General features: G+C 38.7%; 10 protein-coding genes. 7 read left to right on the top strand and 3 right to left on the bottom strand.

The features are described from left to right. Position 1: 1 nt before the first annotated feature. The 3 genes from AC04Q1_RS13155 to kbl form a co-directional block, all read right to left on the bottom strand. Complete coding sequence (locus AC04Q1_RS13155; RefSeq protein ID WP_478365057.1) at positions 2-412, bottom strand: Rieske (2Fe-2S) protein; 411 nt, start codon at positions 410-412, stop codon at positions 2-4. Beyond that, entirely contained in the window at positions 412-1,452 is a 1,041-nt protein-coding gene (gene pheS / locus AC04Q1_RS13150; RefSeq protein WP_478365056.1) for a phenylalanine--tRNA ligase subunit alpha, read from the bottom strand. Before pheS ends, AC04Q1_RS13155 begins: the two co-directional genes overlap by 1 nt. 149 nt (positions 1,453-1,601) lie before the next feature. Further along, positions 1,602-2,789, bottom strand: coding sequence for a glycine C-acetyltransferase (kbl, locus tag AC04Q1_RS13145; protein ID WP_478365055.1), 1,188 nt, complete (start codon positions 2,787-2,789; stop codon positions 1,602-1,604). Between the two features lie 247 nt (positions 2,790-3,036). Between kbl and AC04Q1_RS13140 the strand changes: the two genes are divergently transcribed. The 7 genes from AC04Q1_RS13140 (at position 3,037) to AC04Q1_RS13110 (ending at position 17,264) form a co-directional block, all read left to right on the top strand. Continuing rightward, entirely contained in the window at positions 3,037-5,484 is a 2,448-nt protein-coding gene (locus tag AC04Q1_RS13140; protein ID WP_478365054.1) for a DUF5686 and carboxypeptidase regulatory-like domain-containing protein, read from the top strand. Positions 5,485-5,607: 123 nt separating this feature from the next. Next, positions 5,608-6,543 carry an oxygen-dependent tRNA uridine(34) hydroxylase TrhO gene (gene trhO / locus AC04Q1_RS13135; protein WP_478365053.1) on the top strand — a complete coding sequence of 312 codons (936 nt, stop codon included), beginning with the start codon at positions 5,608-5,610 and terminating at the stop codon, positions 6,541-6,543. Between the two features lie 390 nt (positions 6,544-6,933). Beyond that, the gene (locus tag AC04Q1_RS13130; RefSeq protein ID WP_478365052.1) at positions 6,934-9,813 is read left to right on the top strand and encodes a ligand-binding sensor domain-containing protein; all 2,880 of its coding nucleotides are present in this window, start codon (positions 6,934-6,936) and stop codon (positions 9,811-9,813) included. A 361-nt stretch (positions 9,814-10,174) separates the two neighbouring features. Then, entirely contained in the window at positions 10,175-13,189 is a 3,015-nt protein-coding gene (locus AC04Q1_RS13125) for a SusC/RagA family TonB-linked outer membrane protein (RefSeq protein WP_478365051.1), read from the top strand. 12 nt (positions 13,190-13,201) lie between these two features. Further along, a complete protein-coding gene (locus tag AC04Q1_RS13120) occupies positions 13,202-14,686 on the top strand; it encodes a RagB/SusD family nutrient uptake outer membrane protein (protein ID WP_478365050.1) in 1,485 nt (494 codons plus the stop codon). Positions 14,687-14,704: 18 nt separating this feature from the next. Beyond that, on the top strand, positions 14,705-15,532 hold the full coding sequence (locus AC04Q1_RS13115) for a LamG-like jellyroll fold domain-containing protein (RefSeq protein ID WP_478365049.1): 828 nt from the start codon (positions 14,705-14,707) through the stop codon (positions 15,530-15,532). Between the two features lie 67 nt (positions 15,533-15,599). Beyond that, the gene (locus AC04Q1_RS13110) at positions 15,600-17,264 is read left to right on the top strand and encodes a glucoamylase family protein (RefSeq protein ID WP_478365048.1); all 1,665 of its coding nucleotides are present in this window, start codon (positions 15,600-15,602) and stop codon (positions 17,262-17,264) included. The last annotated feature ends 8 nt before the right edge of the window (positions 17,265-17,272 follow it).

Genomic DNA, 17,272 nt, shown 5'->3' with positions numbered 1-17,272 from the left:
TTTAATTGCTTACGTGTAATAGTGTGTTGCCTTGCAACGAAATATTGTATGCTTTTAAGCTTTTTTCGGCAGGTGCTTTTTGCGGACTACCATCCAATAGTGAAAATTTTGCGCCCGAGCATGGGTCGGTTGCCGTTACGCCACTTTCATCAGGTGCTACTTTGCAAATTTTTTCCGGATTAACGGTACTGCAACGATCAAATGCTACATAAGTACCAAGCGGCGTCTTCACGATCAACAATCCACCTATTCCATTATCCGATACCACCAGCACATTATTTACTGCTTTCAAGCTAAACTCGGTTATGGTAACATTATAATTTACCGGCACGTCTGGAATATAGCCTCCATCTTTACCACAACCTGTGGTCAGTATCAGAACAAATAATATACTGTATAAATACTTCATCATTAAATTAAAGCAGATTTAAATTGCTTCAAGAAACGTGCATCGTTTTCAGAGAATAAACGCAGATCTTTAATCTCATATTTGAGGTTGGTAATACGCTCTATACCCATTCCAAAGGCAAAACCGCTGTATTTTTTCGAATCGATACCACAGTTTTCCAACACATTGGGATCTACCATACCGCAGCCCAAAATCTCTACCCAGCCACTGTATTTACAAAACTGACAACCTGCGCCCTTACAGATTGTACAAGAGATATCCATCTCTGCAGACGGTTCAGTAAAAGGGAAATATGAGGGACGGAAACGTACTTTGGTACCTTCTCCATATAATTCCTGAACGAAATAAAATAAGGTTTGCTTCAAATCTGCAAACGAAACATTTTCATCAACATACAAACCTTCTACCTGATGAAAAAAACAATGTGCCCTTGCCGAAATGGCTTCATTGCGGTAAACACGCCCAGGCATAATGGCCCTAAACGGTGGCTGACCTTGCTCCATCATGCGCACCTGAACCGAAGAAGTATGCGTACGCAAAGCGATATCGCCCTTCTCTCCACCTTTTTTAATAAAAAAAGTATCTTGCATATCTCTTGCAGGGTGTTCTTCGGGGAAATTTAGCGCAGAGAAGTTGTGCCAATCGTCTTCAATTTCAGGACCTTCTGCTACTGTAAAACCAAGTTTGGCAAAAATCTCTACAATTTCTCTGCGAACCAAGGCTAATGGATGGCGCGAACCAATCTCAAAACCTTCACCGGGCAGTGTTAAATCCAGTTGCGAGCCTTCAGTTTTCGTTTCAGAACTTTCTGTAGATTCTTTTAAGGTAAGGTATTTTGATTCAGCAAGTTGCTTAAACTCGTTTAAAACCTTGCCCAATGATCGTTTTTCTTCAACGGAAACAGATTTGAATTCGTCGAAAATCTCTTTGATTATCCCTTTGCTTCCTAAATATTTAATCCGGAATTGCTCTAATTCATCTGCTTTTTCAGTTACGAAAGCATTAATCTTATCGGTGTATTGTGTTATTTTGTCCTGTAACATGGCTTCAAATATACAGCAAATTATCTAATAATTTTACAGTTGCCGGGTTCAAATAATCTGTTTACAATATCATTATAAAAGAAAATGAACCCGTAAACAACAAAAGCCGCATAAAGCGGCTTTTGTTGTTTACTAAAGATCTATACGTTTTAAATCACCCCTAATTCTTTTCCTACTTTGGTAAATGCCGCAATCGCTTTATCTAAGTGATGCTGCTCATGGCCAGCTGACAACTGTACACGGATCCTTGCTTTACCCTGTGGTACAACCGGATAAAAGAAGCCAATTACATAAATGCCCTCTTCCAGCATTTTAGCGGCAAATTGTTGTGCAATTTTGGCATCGTATAACATTACCGGAACGATCGGGTGAAAACCAGGCTTGATATCGAAACCGGCAGCAGTCATTCTATCGCGGAAATACTTGGTATTGTTCTCCAGTTTATCTCTTAACGAAGTGGTTTCGCTTAACATATCCAATACCGCAATAGATGCACCTGCAATTGCCGGCGCCAATGTATTAGAAAATAAATATGGACGTGAGCGCTGACGCAACATGTCGATAATTTCTTTTTTTCCTGAAGTAAAGCCACCAGATGCCCCACCTAAAGCCTTTCCTAAAGTACCGGTAATGATATCTATACGATCCATAACATTAAAATGTTCATGTGTTCCGCGGCCATTTTTACCGATAAAACCGGTACAGTGCGATTCATCAATCATAATCAACGCCTCGTATTTATCGGCCAGGTCGGCAATTTTATCCAGTGGAGCAACCGATCCATCCATAGAAAAAGCACCGTCAGTTACAATAATCCGATGTCTGCAATCTTTAGCTGCGATCAATTGTTTTTCCAGATCTTCCATATCTGCATTTTTATAACGGAAACGTTGTGCTTTACATAAGCGCACCCCATCGATAATTGATGCATGGTTTAATTCATCAGAAATGATGGCATCTTCTGCATTAAACAAAGGTTCGAACACACCGCCATTGGCATCAAATGCGGCAGCATACAAAATGGTATCTTCTGTGCCTAAAAATTCAGAGATCTTCGCTTCCAGTTCTTTGTGCACATCTTGTGTTCCGCAGATAAAACGCACTGAAGACATGCCATAACCATGATCATCGATCGCTTTTTTAGCGGCTTCAATCACTTTTGGGTGAGAAGAGAGCCCTAGATAATTATTTGCACAAAAATTAACTACCTCAGCACCGCCGCTTACTTTAATGTCGGCACCCTGTGGTGTAATAATAATCCTTTCGCGTTTAAATAATCCAGCGTTTTCGATTTCTTCAAGTTCTTTTTGAAGAACAGGTTGTAATGTTTTATACATGGCCTTTTTATATAGTTTATTTTACGCCCAAAGTTATAAAAAAAAGTCTTTTCCGACCTAAAAAGGCAATTTTATCAAATATTTCGCAAACAAACGTTTGATAGATCGGATAATCCTGATGATGTTCAATTATTTTAAAAAAATGCAGGGCCATAATTATTTTTTTTTCAACTTAACAAACTTTAACACATACCTATATGTATAGTCTTAAAAGTTATTCGATATTTATAGCTTACTAATCTAATTTATGATAAGAATCTGCGCGCTCCTATTTTTTTGTGGCCTCACCAATTTTGTTTTAGCTCAACAATTTACCATTACCGGCACTGTTAAAGACAGTAGCGGACAGCCTATTCCTTTTGCATCAGTTTACTTAAAAAACACCACGAACGGAACATCTGCAAATGTTGATGGAAAGTATTCAATAAAGCTAAAAACCGGAGAACACACGCTAAGTTTTAGGGCGGTGGGGTACAAACAACAAGAACATATTATTAACCTTACTGATGATGTATCACTTAATGTAACGTTAACCTCCGAAAGTTATACTTTAGAAAACGTAAATATCAGGGCTAATGCCGAAGATCCTGCTTATGCCATCATCCGTAAGGCCATTAAGCAGAGACAAACACATTTGAATGAGGTTAAAGCATTCAGTTGCGATGTGTATATCAAAGGTGTTCAGCGTTTAAGAGGGGCCCCTAAAAAGTTCTTTGGCCAAGACATCCAAAAAATATTAGAGCTTGATACCAACCGGAAAGGCATTATTTATTTATCAGAATCACAGAGCAAGTTCAATTTTAGAAGGCCAAATGATGTACATGAAGAAATGATCTCCTCAAAAGTTGCCGGCAGAAACAATGCCTTTAGTTTTAATAAGGCATCTGATCTGATTATTAACTTTTACGACAATTACCTGCTCGAAAATACATTAAGTGCCAGGGGTTTTATTTCTCCAATTGCAGATAACGCACTTTTCTATTACAAATACAAATTACTTGGCGAAAGCAAGGAAAATGGTGAAACGATCCATAAAATAGAGGTTATCCCACGCCGTGAAAACGACCCGGTATTTCGGGGGATTATCTATATTATTGATGACAGCTGGAGAATTTACAATACTGATGTATACCTGACCAAAAAATCAGGAATCAATTTTATTGATACACTAAACATCAGCCAACAGTTTACTAAGGTTAAGGATATTTACATGCCTACTGCGATTAATTTTCAGTTTGCGGGCAACGTATTAGGCTTTAAAATTGCAGGCTATTATGTGGGTATCTATAACAATTATAATCTTGATCCAAAGTTTCCTAAAAACTTTTTCAACGGCGAAATTTTGAAAGTAACCGAAATGGTGAACAAGAAAGACTCTGTTTATTGGAAAAACAACAGACCGATTCCTTTAACAGGTGATGAAAGACTTAATTACGTTAAAAAGGATAGCATTGCTAAACTAAAAGAATCGAAAAAATACCTCGATTCGTTAGAAAAAGACAATAATAAGTTCGGGATCGGCAAATTGCTCCTTAGAGGATATAGTGTTAACGATCGCTACGATAAGGAATATTGGTCTTTCGATCCTGTGCTTAGAGCGATATTTTACAATACGGTAGAAGGGTTTGCCATTAAATATGGGGTTACTTATAGAAGGGATTTCGAGAACAGAAGGTCATATTCTATCCGGCCTGAATTGAGGTATGGTTTTGCCAACCAAAAACTTACCGGAAGCTTAACCGGAAGTTACTATTACAATCCACTCAAAAGGGCCAGTATAGGTGCCTCATTTGGAAATGGCATTTTCGATTTGAACAACCTCGGCTCAATGACAACCTTGGGCAATAGCATCAACTCATTGTTTTATGAAAAAAACTTTCCCAAGTTTTATGAGAAAAGTTTCATCAATATCAATACCAGCCGCGAACTGGCAACGGGGTTGCAGGGCAGTGTGAGTGTAGATTACAGCAGGAACAAAAATTTAACCAATAACTCTACATTTAAGTTTATTGATGCAAAGGATAGAGAATTTACTTCAAACAATCCATTTACGCCGACGGTAGAAACGCCACTTTTTCCAACCTATAATTCATTCAGTGCAACTGCAAGTTTAACTTATACGATTGGACAGAAATACATTACCCGTCCCGACGGTAAGTTTTACACTGAGTCAAAATTCCCGAAAATGACTCTATTGTATAAAAAAGGATTTAATGGTGTGTTAAACAGTGATGTTGATTATGATTTTGTAAAACTTGAGGTTTCTCAGGACAGGATCGGATTAGGATTATGGGGTTATACTTCATTTTTGGCGGGTGTAGGCAAATTCCTAAATAACGATAAAATGTACTACCCTGATTTTAAACATTTCGCGGGTAACATTTCGACTATTTTCCCTCCTAACCTAAGGAAGTTTCAGTATTTAGATTTTTATCAGTTCAGCACCAACCAACAATATTTTGAAGCGCATTTAGAACATAACTTTGCAGGCTTTTTCATGAATAAGGTACCTTTGCTACGCAAGGCCAAGCTCGAAGAATTTATTGGCGGCGGCTACCTGTCTTCTCCTGAAAAAAGAAATTATAAGGAATTTTATTTTGGACTGCAACGCTTGGTCCTGAGGGCCAGTTATGGCTTTGCTTACGACGGTGGACGTAAATTAACACAGGGATTTAGGATATCGTACGGTTTCTAGGATGGAAGATGTTAGATGGAGGTGAATACATTATCTATCTAACATTTTCCATTTTTACATCTTACATAATTCCCGTATCTTTGCCCCGCTTTAAACGCCGTTTGCAACGGTATCAACAGCGTTATGAAAAAATATCAAACACTACTTTACTATTGCTATAGTTACATAGCAGAGGCAGAACAATTTGCTGCAGATCACCTTAAATTTTGTAAATCATTAGACTTAGTTGGCCGTATTATTGTTGCCGATGAGGGTTTAAATGGAACCGTTTCCGGAACCGTTGAGGCTTGCGAAGCTTACATGCATGCGGTACATGCAGATGAAAGATTTGCAAAAACTGAATTTAAAATTGATGATGTTGAGGAGCCTTCATTCCTGAAAATGCACTGCCGTTATAAATCGGAAATTGTGCATTCTGGTTTAAGGGATACTTCGATTATTAATCCGAACGAAAAAACAGGCAAACATCTGGAACCTGTAGATTTCATGAAAATGAAAGACGATGAAGATGTGATTATTCTCGACGTACGTTCTAATTATGAGCACAATCTTGGTAAATTCAAAAACGCAGTAACTCTTGATATCGAGAATTTCCGTGATTTTCCTGAACAGATTAACCAGCTAGCTCAATATAAAGACAAAAAAATACTAACCTATTGCACGGGTGGGATTAAGTGCGAAAAAGCTTCTGCTTTGCTTTTACACCATGGCTTTAACGATGTTTACCAATTACATGGTGGCATTATCAAATACGGAAAAGAAGCTGGTGGCAAAGATTTTGAAGGCAAATGTTATGTTTTCGACAACCGTATTGCTGTTGATGTAAATGAGGTAAACCCAACCATTGTTTCAGTTTGTTATAACTGTGGTAAAACCACACCTAAAATGATCAACTGCGCCAACCCAGAATGTAATGAGCACATTACCCAATGTGATGAGTGTGGCGATCAGCTACAGGGCTGCTGCTCAACAGCGTGCACCACTAATCCACGCAAACGTCCTTATGATGGAACAGGATATTATGTAAAGGTTCCGCAACTGGTGGCGGTTAAAGGATAAATAAATTATTTTTTAGCGCTCATCTCAATGCTGGCCTTCATGCTGAATTAATTTCAAGATCTATCTTGCATGAAAGATGCTGAAATAAATTCAGCATGACGAATGGCCGAAATGACCTGTATATAGACTGTTTTCCGGAAGATTTTATGTTCCAACTGACAAAACAGAATTGATCGTCATCTTCCACCGGAGCATAGCGGAGCGGAGAAATCTATCTTGAGGTAGATTTCCCGATTGTGTTGCACTTCTCTCGAAATGATGGTATTGTAGAAGTTATTGAGATTACAATGTTTTTTACGCATCATTCCTTAACCAACACTCCCCATCCGCCCGTTTTAAACAATTTTTCGTTTACTTTGTGTAATAATGGGTTTACCCAATTACCATTTTATGCTAAACTACTTCCGGTTCCTCATCCTGTTATCATGCTTTGCCATAAGCACCTGTGCATCAGAAATTAAAAGCATAGGTGTACCCTTTATAGAAAATTACCCTAAATCTGTTTATTCATCAGGAAACCAGAACTGGAGCATTGCAAAAGATAAAAATGGCGTAATGTATTTCGGTAATGCCGAAGGGCTTTTAACTTTCGACGGGCGCTATTGGCAGAAATACCAGATGCCCAACAGGCAAATTGTGCGGTCAGTAGCTACAGATAATAATGGAAGAATTTACACCGGAAGTTTTGGCGAATTTGGCTTTTGGTCTGTTAAAACTAACAAATTAAGCTATAGCTCACTCACCAATCTTTTACCAAAAGGCATCAAAATTAACGATGAGGTTTGGAAAATCTATGTAGACCAGGATCGGGTAATCTTTCAATCCTTTTCCAAGATCTTTATCTACAAAAACAATAAAATCGAGGTCGTAAAATCACCATCTTCTTTTCTGTTTTTGCATAAAGTAAATAACAGATACCTGATCGAAGTATTGGAGAAAGGCCTGTTCGAACTGATCAACAATAAATTGGTTTATATTCCAAATAGTGAAAAACTGGGCAAAGAGGGTATCCTCTCTATCCTTCCCTATAAAACCAACGGCCTGATTATTGGGACCAGTAAAAATGGTTTATTTATTTATGATGGAAAAGATTTCAGGCCTTTAAACACACCTGCAAACAGCTACCTAAAAACCTATCAACTTAATAATGGGGTGAGTTTATTGGGTAAGTATTTCGCGTATGGTACTATCCTCAATGGCTTGATCATTATCGACGAAAATGGAAGGGTTGTACAACGGATCAATAAATCGAGCGGTTTGCAAAACAACACCGTTTTAAGTTTATATGCCGATAATGAGCAAAACCTATGGACTGGACTGGATAATGGGATCGACCGTATAGAGCTTAATTCGCCTCTATATTTCTATTTCGATAAAACAGGCCAGTTTGGCACCGTTTACTCCAGCATCATCTTTAACCATAAAATTTATCTGGGTACAAACCAGGGACTATTTTATAGTGAATGGTCGCCGGATAACCTTTTACCCTTTAATTTTAAACTGATCCCAAATTCGCAGGGCCAGGTTTGGGAACTGACCATTATAGACAATGAATTAATCTGTGGACACAACAGTGGTACTTTTAAGGTAAGCGGAGATCAAATCGAATGGTTATCACGATCTGCCGGTGGCTGGACGATCAAAAAACTAAATTCTAATCCAAATTACCTGGTTCAGGGCACATATACCGGACTATCCCTATATACAGAATCTCCGGGTTCGGGATTAAAATTTGCCAGCAAAATTGCAGGTTTCGATGCGCCATCAAGATATGTCGAACAGGACAACAAGGGAGATATCTGGGTAGCACACGCTTATAAAGGTTTATTTAAACTGAGCCTAAGCCCGAATTATACCAGCGTAACCAACACTAAATATTTCGACGAAAAGAATGGTTTGCCTGGTAATTACAACATTAATATCTTCAATTTAGAGAATAAGATTGTTTTCTCATCTGATGCGGGTTTTTATACTTACGACGAATTGAGCGACAAATTTACCAAGTATGCGGCACTTAATAAAGAACTTGGCTCATTCCAATCCTCCAATAAAATCATCAACGCCGGTGGCAAAAAGTATTGGTTTATTAACCACGGAAAAACCGCCCTGGTTAATTTTAGCGAACCTGGTAAGGTAGAAATAGATTCGAACCAATTCAGCATTTTAGACGGCAGAATGGTTCAATATTATGAGAACATCAGTCAAATCAGTAGTTCCATTTACCTGATTAGTGTTGATGATGGTTTTGTGATTTATAACCCAACTGCACAGCTTAATGCACTGAAGCAAAAACTGCCTGCTGTTTTGATCAGGCGTGTGGAAGATATTACCGATAAGTTTTCGCTTATCAGCGAAGCTGGAAATGGTGAGGAAGCAACAGAGATACAGAACAGCCGTAATAATATCCGCATTTCTTATGCCCTTCCCTATTACCGACAGGCGAAGGTTAAGTACCAGTTTTATTTAGAGGGTTATTCAAAAGCCTGGTCTGACTGGACTTATGCCACACAAAAGGATTTTACCAATTTAAGTGCTGGAAACTATATTTTTAAAGTGCGGGCAAAAACAGATGACAGTTCTATAAGCGGGGAAACCGTTTATGCATTTACAATTTTAAGGCCATGGTATTTAAGCAGCTGGGCCATTATTCTTTACGCTATCCTATTTGTAGTGGTACTGATTCTGGGCAAGAAAATTTATGAAAGAAAGCTGCGGAGAGACAGTAAAAAAATCAGCGACCGCTTACAAGCTGAACAGGAGGCTAAATTAAAGCAGGAAACTGAGATCAACGAAAAACAGATTATAAAACTCCAAACTGAGAAATTACAAGCAGAATTGGCTTCGAAAAACCGGGAACTGGCCAATTCTGCCATGACTTTGGTTTACAAAAATGAGCTGCTTCAAAAATTGAGTGACGAGATTACCAAACTAAAGGATGAAAACGGCAAAAAACTCTCTGATGATCAAACGCGAAAAATCCAGAAAGTAATCAATGATGGAATGAATGATGAACGCGACTGGCATTTATTCGAGAACAGTTTTAATGAGGCACACGAGAGCTTCTTTAAAAAACTAAAAGCACAACATCCTGATCTTGTTCCAAATGATTTAAAACTCTGCGCCTACCTGAGGATGAACATGAGCAGTAAAGAAATGTCGTCGTTACTTAATATTAGTTTAAGGGGGGTAGAGATACGGCGCTACCGCTTACGCAAAAAACTCGAAGTGCCGCATGATAAAAACTTGACTGAGTTTTTGATGGAGCTTTAACTGGATCTAAAATCAATTTTTGGCAGAAAAATCGTCTAAAATAGTTTCGGGAACGTTTGCATAAAAAACAGTTCATGAGGCTTTTTTCTGTTACCTTACAAAATAGGCACTACATCATTACCTCTCATCACCACTTTCTGAACCCCGCAAAACACTTAGTGTGCTTTGTACACTTGTGTATATGTTAATATGATGTTAAAATCCTAAATACTGCGTTTTTGGGCTAAAATCACACCTGGTTTAAATGCTTGAGATACTCCACAAGCCTTAATGATGTATTAATGTTGAGGTAAAAACACTTGCACATCAGCAAAAACAACCTCACATTTAACTAACAATTAAACTAAATTTATAATAAAGCATGAAAAGAATCTTTACAAGACTTTCTGTTCTCGCTGCATTTTGTTTGCTAACAATTAACGTAGCATTAGCGCAAAACATTACCGTAAAAGGTAAGGTAATTGATGGAGGTGATAAAACACCCCTACCAGGCGTATCTATTTTAATTAAAGGCACACAAACTGGTACGCAAACAGATGTAAACGGCAACTACTCCCTTAGCGCGCCGGCCAACGCTACACTGGTATTCAACTTTGTAGGTTATACACCATTTGAGCAAGCTGTAAACAATCAAACTACCATTAATGTATCATTAGCATCATCAACACAACAATTAGAGCAGGTTGTAGTTGTAGGTTATGGTACGCAACGGAAAATTGATGTTACAGGATCAGTAGCTACAGTTAAAGGTGAAGACATTGCAAAACAAGCCTCTACAAATGCGGTAAGTGCATTGCAGGGAAAAGTTGCGGGTGTTAATATTACCAACAACGGTGCGCCAGGCTCCTCTCCAACAATCACCATTCGCGGTACCGGATCTATTTACGGCAATACGGGTGTATTGTATGTGGTAGACGGTGTTTGGTATGATGAAGTTAGCTTTCTAAATCCAAGTGACATTGAAAATTTAAGTATCCTGAAAGATGCTTCTTCTCAATCTATCTATGGTATCCGTGCGGCAAATGGTGTTGTGTTAATCACAACCAAAAAAGGTAAATCAGGTGATCCGGTAATCAATTACAACGGGTCTATTGGCTATCGCGTAGTTACCAATCAATTGGCCATGGCTAACGCAACAGAGTATGCCACCATAATAAATGAGCTATCTGCAATTAATGGCGCGCCCAACCTTTTCGCCAACCCGTCTAGTTTTGGTGAGGGTACTAACTGGTACAACCAGGCATTTAGAAATGCATTACAAACCAATCATCAGGTATCTATCAATGGTGGCAATGAAAAAAATACTTACAACTTTTCTTTAGGTTATACCGGTGAAGATGGAATCGTTAAAACACAAAACTATAAACGTTATACCGCTAAGTTTTCTAACGACATCCAGGTACTAAAGCCTTTAAAAATTGGTTATACCATTTCGGCAACAGCATCTAACTCTGATGATGTTAACGGTTCTATTTTCCGTCAGTTATATGCAGCCGGACCAGTAGTTCCTGTTTATTATGCTGATGGCACCTATGGTGATGCGAATGATTTTAGCTTAGGTGGGGGAAATAATTTTAACCCTCAGGTAACCTTAGATTATTTTAATCAAAAATCTAAGAATTATCGTTTCAATGGTAATTTTTATGCAGAGTTAAATTTTGCTAAGCATTTTACTTTTAAAACAAGTATAGGTGGAGATTTTGGCCAGGCCGAAGTTCGTGCCTACAATCCTGTTTATAAAGCAACTCAAGGACAAAGAAACGATAAGAGTTTATTAGAAATTAAAAGAACTGAGGATAGAAACTGGATTTTAGAAAACACCTTAACCTATAAAAACACTTTCGGTGATCATAACTTAACTATTTTGGCAGGTCAAACTGCTCAGCGTAGAAAAAATTACTATATTAATTCATCAGCGCTTAATGTTCCTTATTCAAGCGAGGGTGATTTATATTTAGCCCTTGGTAATGCGGCCGATAGGTCAGTAATTGATGGTGGTAGTTTAACGACCTATTCGTCTTATTTTGGCAGGGCAAATTATGCATTCAAAGACCGGTATCTTTTAAATGCAACCATACGTGCTGATGCTGCATCGCAATTTTATGGCGGAGGCGATCTTTGGGGTTATTTCCCATCAGTAGGTGCTGGTTGGGTAATTTCTAATGAGGATTTTATGAAAGATCAAAAAATCTTCAATAGCTTAAAACTTAAAGGATCATGGGGAAAAGTGGGTAATGCCGGCGTTCCTGTAAACCCAACAACACTTGTTGTAAAACAAGATGGGGCCTATGTAGTTGTGTTTAATGGTGTTGCTTACACGGGTGCAAATGTGAGCTCACTGGTACCCTCTTTCCTAAATTGGGAACGTACTACGGGCACGGATGTTGGCTTGGAAGCAAGTTTCTTAAATAACAGATTAAATATAGAAACTGGTTTTTACAATAAAAAAACAGAACAGGCCATTTTTGAAATCCCTATTTTATCTTCAATTGGTACATCTTCTGGCAAGCAAATTGGCAACCAGGCTGATTTACAAAATCGCGGCTTTGAGTTTATGGCTACCTGGAGAGATCAGACTAAAAGCGGTTTTTCATATTCTATTAGCGGTAATGTTGGCTTAAATAACAATAAAGTTTTATCAGTTGTTACCGGCTTAAATCCTATTTATGCAGGTGGTGCAGGTCTTTCTAACGGTGGCTTAGCAACACGCACTATACAAGGTGGTGCAATAGGAGAATTTTTTGGCTATAAAGTAGATGGAATATTTCAAACTCCTGCAGAAGTTGCCGCATCAGCTCAGAAAACAGCAAAACCTGGCGACTTTAAATACATCGATCAAAACAACGATGGTGTGATTGATGGTAAAGACAGAATTGTATTAGGTAATCCTAATCCTAAATACAATTATGGTTTAAGCGCTACCCTTGGCTACAAAAACCTCGATTTAACAGTTGATATACAAGGTGTTGCCGGCGTTGATGTTTACAATGCCAATATTGGATCGCGTTTTGGAAATGAAAATTTCAGTAAAGACTTTTACGATAACAGGTGGCATGGAGCAGGTACATCAAACACTTATCCTTCAGCAGCAGTTGGTTCAACTTTTAACTCAGCGCCAAACTCTTTCTATGTTGAAGATGGATCATATATCCGTATCAGAAATATCCAATTGGGTTATTCTTTACCGTCAACCTTAATGAATAAGTGGACAATGAAAAAAGTAAGAGTTTTTGTTGATGCACAAAATCCTGTAACCTTATTTGGATATAAAGGTTTTACTCCGGAAATCGGTGGTACGCCAACAAACGCTGGTATCGATGCAAGTGTGTATCCATTATCAGCAGTTTACAGATTAGGTGTTAATGTTACTTTTTAATATCAAATAGCGATGAAAATAAATTATAATAATACATATATACAAAAGTTCGGGATAGTAGCAATCTGTTCCTCACTTTTAATAATACCTGCTTGTAAAAAAAGTTTTTTAGATGTTGATCCGCAAGCACAGCAACCTGCTGTGGTTTTCTGGAAAGATGCCAGTGATGCTGCAAAAGCGGTTAATTCTATGTATGCACAGCTTCGGACCTGGGGAAATACGGCTTTCCCTGCTTTGGCACTCGAAAGTATGGGTTCAGACGAAGCAGAAAAAGGTAGTGCAGCAAATGATTCTGACTATTTAAATGCCTACGATAATTTTACAGTAACGTCAACAGAAGGGCAAATGGGCGGATTTTGGGAAGCACAGTACCAAAATATCAATCTTTGTAACCAGGTGCTTGATAACGTTCCGGGAATAAATATGGATGCCAGCTTAAAAGCCCGTTATTTAGCGGAGGCCAAATTTATCAGGGCGTATTCTTATTTTAGATTAGTTCGTGCTTTTGGCGATGTACCTTTACGCTTAAACGTACCAAAAACACCGGCAGAATTTAATATCCCAAGAACGCCTAAAGCTCAGGTATGGGCTGCTATCGAAAAGGACCTGGATGAAGCTGCTGCAGTTCTGCCTCAAACCTATCCAGCTGCCGATCTGGGTAGAGCAACAAAAGGTGCAGCACTTGCGCTACATGCAAAAGTTGCAATGTATCAGCAAAAATGGGATCAGGTACTTTCCTTTACGAATACGGTAATTACATTGGGTTACGATTTATATCCTGATTATCAGGAAGGATTTCGAACTAACCACGAGAATAATATCGAATCCGTGTTTGAAATACAATGCGAACTTTTACTGAATAATAAAGATGCTTCTAACTCTCAATATAGCCAGGTACAAGGGGTACGGGGAAGTGTTGCCGGCTGGGGTTTTAATGTACCTACTTCAGCTTTAGCGGCAGCTTATGAAACTGGTGATCCCCGTAAAGATGCGACAATAATTTTTAGAGGAGAAACTACGCCACAAGGTGATGCCATTAGCCCTACCGGAGATAATCCAATGTATAATCAAAAATCATATGTACCATTTAGTTTAATTGTAAGCGGCTATACAGAAGGCTCACAACAAAATGTTAGGGTAATAAGATTTGCGGATGTATTGCTAATGAATGCAGAAGCTGCAAACGAGCAAGGAAATCCAACTTTAGCTAAAACATCATTGAACCGTGTACGTGCCCGTGCACGTGGAGGAGTTGCCGGTATTTTACCGGATGTAACTACTTCTGATAAAGATGCTTTGCGCCAGGCAATTTGGAAAGAAAGACAAGTAGAACTAGCTATGGAGTCTGACCGGTATTTTGATGTGATCCGTCAGGGTCGTGGAACAGCTATATTTGGCCCTAAAGGCTGGAAAGCAGGCAAAAACGAAGTTTGGGCAATACCCGCAAATGAAATTGATAAAAGTGCAGGAACTTTAACTCAAAATCCAGGTTACTAACCGCTAATTTTTACGAAAATGAAAACAAAATATTTTTTATTATTGACGGTTATGACCTTGGTGTTATCATCGTGCCAAAAAGACTTTGATCCAACAACTTATGCCCCCCCCTTAAATATCAATGGCTATACCAGTTCTAAACAAATTGCTACTTCAAGCCTGGTAGCGCATTGGGCATTTGATGGCAGTTTAATCGATAGCGTATCGAATACGGCCGGCACCAATACCGGAACCAGTTTCGGTACCGGTGTTAAAGGCAAATCGCTGCAAGGCGCATTAAACGGCTACGTAACGTCAAACACTCCGGCCGCAGTGCAAAATTTAAAAAGTTTTACACTGACTTGCTGGTTTAACATGCCCCTCAATGATAAAGGAATTGTTGGACTAGTTGATGTTGCAAAATCATCCGACTTTTGGGGAAACCTGACGCTGTTTATGGAAAATAATGGAGATGCTTCAACAGGCAGACTGGTGGCCCGTAGTTATACAGGTGTGGTAAATAATGGTGGCGACAATTTTTTAAAGCTTGTTGACCCATGGAATAAGTGGAATCAAATAGCCTATTCATATGACGCTACCACTTCAACTTATAAAGTATATTTTAATGGCTCTAAAATCGGAGAAAAGGTAGTGGCAAACTTAGGTCAATTAACATTTCAAGATGCCTCCAAAATGGTTTTTGGCACCGTCCAATTCCAAACAACACCTAGTTTAACAACTTCTACCGGCAAACAGGATTGGGCAAGTTATCTAACCGGTCAAATAGATGAGGTTAAAATTTTCAACAAGGCGCTTACTGATGTTGAAATTGGTTCATTATCTAAACTAGAAGGTAGAGGTAAGTAAATCTCCAGAACCTAACAGGCACCATAAAAAGGGCTGCCAAACGGCAGCCCTTTTCAACTACCCTACTATGAACAGTAAATATTTTTATATTTTAATCTTATCAATTGTTTTTTTTGCATGCAAAAAAAGCGATACACCTACGCCCATTGATCCGCCAGTTACACCAAGTTCATTTTCTTTTAGTGATTTAAAGGTAAACGATACTTATAATGGCTTTACCTATTATGGTTTAAATAATAGCCCAATTATTAAAATCACATTTTCAGCACCAGTTAGTGCCACTTCAGTAAGTGGGAATGTTACCCTTAATGATGCTTCTGGAAATTCAGCTGCATTCACTTCCAAATTAGAAAATAACGATAATACAGTTGTAATTACGCCCTCGGCGCTGCAACCTATTACAAAATATATTTTAAATATTAATACCGGCCTGTTATCGAAAACCGGGAATAAGCTACTGTCGGCCGTCACTGTAAATCTGATCACGGCTGTTGATGATACCGACAAATTTGCCCGCATCAGCGACGACGATCTATTAACTTTAGTTCAAAAACAAACATTTAGATATTTCTGGGATTTTGGACACCCTACAAGCGGTCTGGCGAGAGAAAGAAATACATCAGGCAATACGGTAACCTCAGGCGGCTCAGGATTTGGAATTATGGCACTGGTAACTGGCATTAGCCGTAATTTTATCAGCAGGTCTGATGGATTGGCTAGGATACAAAAAATGGTATCTTTCTTAAAAAATGCTGATCGTTTTCATGGTGCTTACCCGCATTGGCTTGATGGAAATACTGGAAAAGTAATTCCTTTTAGCGCAAAAGATAATGGCGGCGATCTGGTAGAAACTTCATTTTTGATGGCAGGTTTGATCACAGCCCGTCAATATTTTAACGGAACTGATGCTGCAGAAACGGCATTAAGAGCTGACATTAATGCAATTTACAATGGCGTAGAGTGGAGTTGGTACAGAAAAGATAATAGCAATACCCTGTACTGGCATTGGAGTCCAAATTACAACTGGGATATGAACTTACCGATTAAAGGCTGGAATGAATGTTTAATCACTTATGTAATGGCCGCAGCTTCGCCTACTTCATCCATCCCAAAAACCGTTTATGATAATGGCTGGGCTCAAAATGGAGGGATGAAAAATGGCAATACTTATTATGGCCTTCAGCTCCCTTTAGGTGTAGCCAACGGTGGTCCGTTATTCTTTTCACATTATTCCTTCTTAGGTATTAATCCAACAGGGTTAAATGACAGCTATGCCAATTACGAAACACAAACCAAAGCCCATACACTAATAAATTATAATTATTGTAAAGCCAATCCACTTAGCAACTATGGTTATAGCGAAAACTGCTGGGGCTTAACCGCAAGCGATATTCCAAACGGATACACCGCCAGCGCTCCAGGTAATGATGTGGGGGTAATTGCACCAACAGCGGCCTTATCATCTTTTCCTTATACCCCAACTGAATCAATGCAGGCGCTAAAATATTTTTATTATAAGCTGGGCAATAAAACCTGGGGGGAATATGGTTTTTACGATGCCTTCTCTCTAAAAGACCAATGGTTTGCCTCCTCTAATCTGGCAATAGATCAAGGGCCAATTGTAGTCATGATCGAAAATTATAGAAGCAAATTAATCTGGAATTTATTTATGTCGGCTCCAGAAGTTAAAGCAGGCATGAAAAATCTTGGGTTTACCAGCCCTAATCTTTAAAATTACTG

The sequence above is a fragment of the Pedobacter humicola genome, from assembly GCF_056490705.1.
Note: the sequence above shows the minus strand (reverse complement) of the source record. Positions and strands in the feature narration are given on the sequence as shown.

Bases quoted from the DNA above. Each gene is read 5' to 3' on its own strand.
- AC04Q1_RS13155 (WP_478365057.1), bottom strand. From the start codon at position 412: ATGATGAAGTATTTATACAGTATATTATTTGTTCTGATACTGACCACA.
- pheS (WP_478365056.1), bottom strand. From the start codon at position 1,452: ATGTTACAGGACAAAATAACACAATACACCGATAAGATTAATGCTTTC.
- kbl (WP_478365055.1), bottom strand. From the start codon at position 2,789: ATGTATAAAACATTACAACCTGTTCTTCAAAAAGAACTTGAAGAAATC.
- AC04Q1_RS13140 (WP_478365054.1), top strand. From the start codon at position 3,037: ATGATAAGAATCTGCGCGCTCCTATTTTTTTGTGGCCTCACCAATTTT.
- trhO (WP_478365053.1), top strand. From the start codon at position 5,608: ATGAAAAAATATCAAACACTACTTTACTATTGCTATAGTTACATAGCA.
- AC04Q1_RS13130 (WP_478365052.1), top strand. From the start codon at position 6,934: ATGCTAAACTACTTCCGGTTCCTCATCCTGTTATCATGCTTTGCCATA.
- AC04Q1_RS13125 (WP_478365051.1), top strand. From the start codon at position 10,175: ATGAAAAGAATCTTTACAAGACTTTCTGTTCTCGCTGCATTTTGTTTG.
- AC04Q1_RS13120 (WP_478365050.1), top strand. From the start codon at position 13,202: ATGAAAATAAATTATAATAATACATATATACAAAAGTTCGGGATAGTA.
- AC04Q1_RS13115 (WP_478365049.1), top strand. From the start codon at position 14,705: ATGAAAACAAAATATTTTTTATTATTGACGGTTATGACCTTGGTGTTA.
- AC04Q1_RS13110 (WP_478365048.1), top strand. From the start codon at position 15,600: ATGAACAGTAAATATTTTTATATTTTAATCTTATCAATTGTTTTTTTT.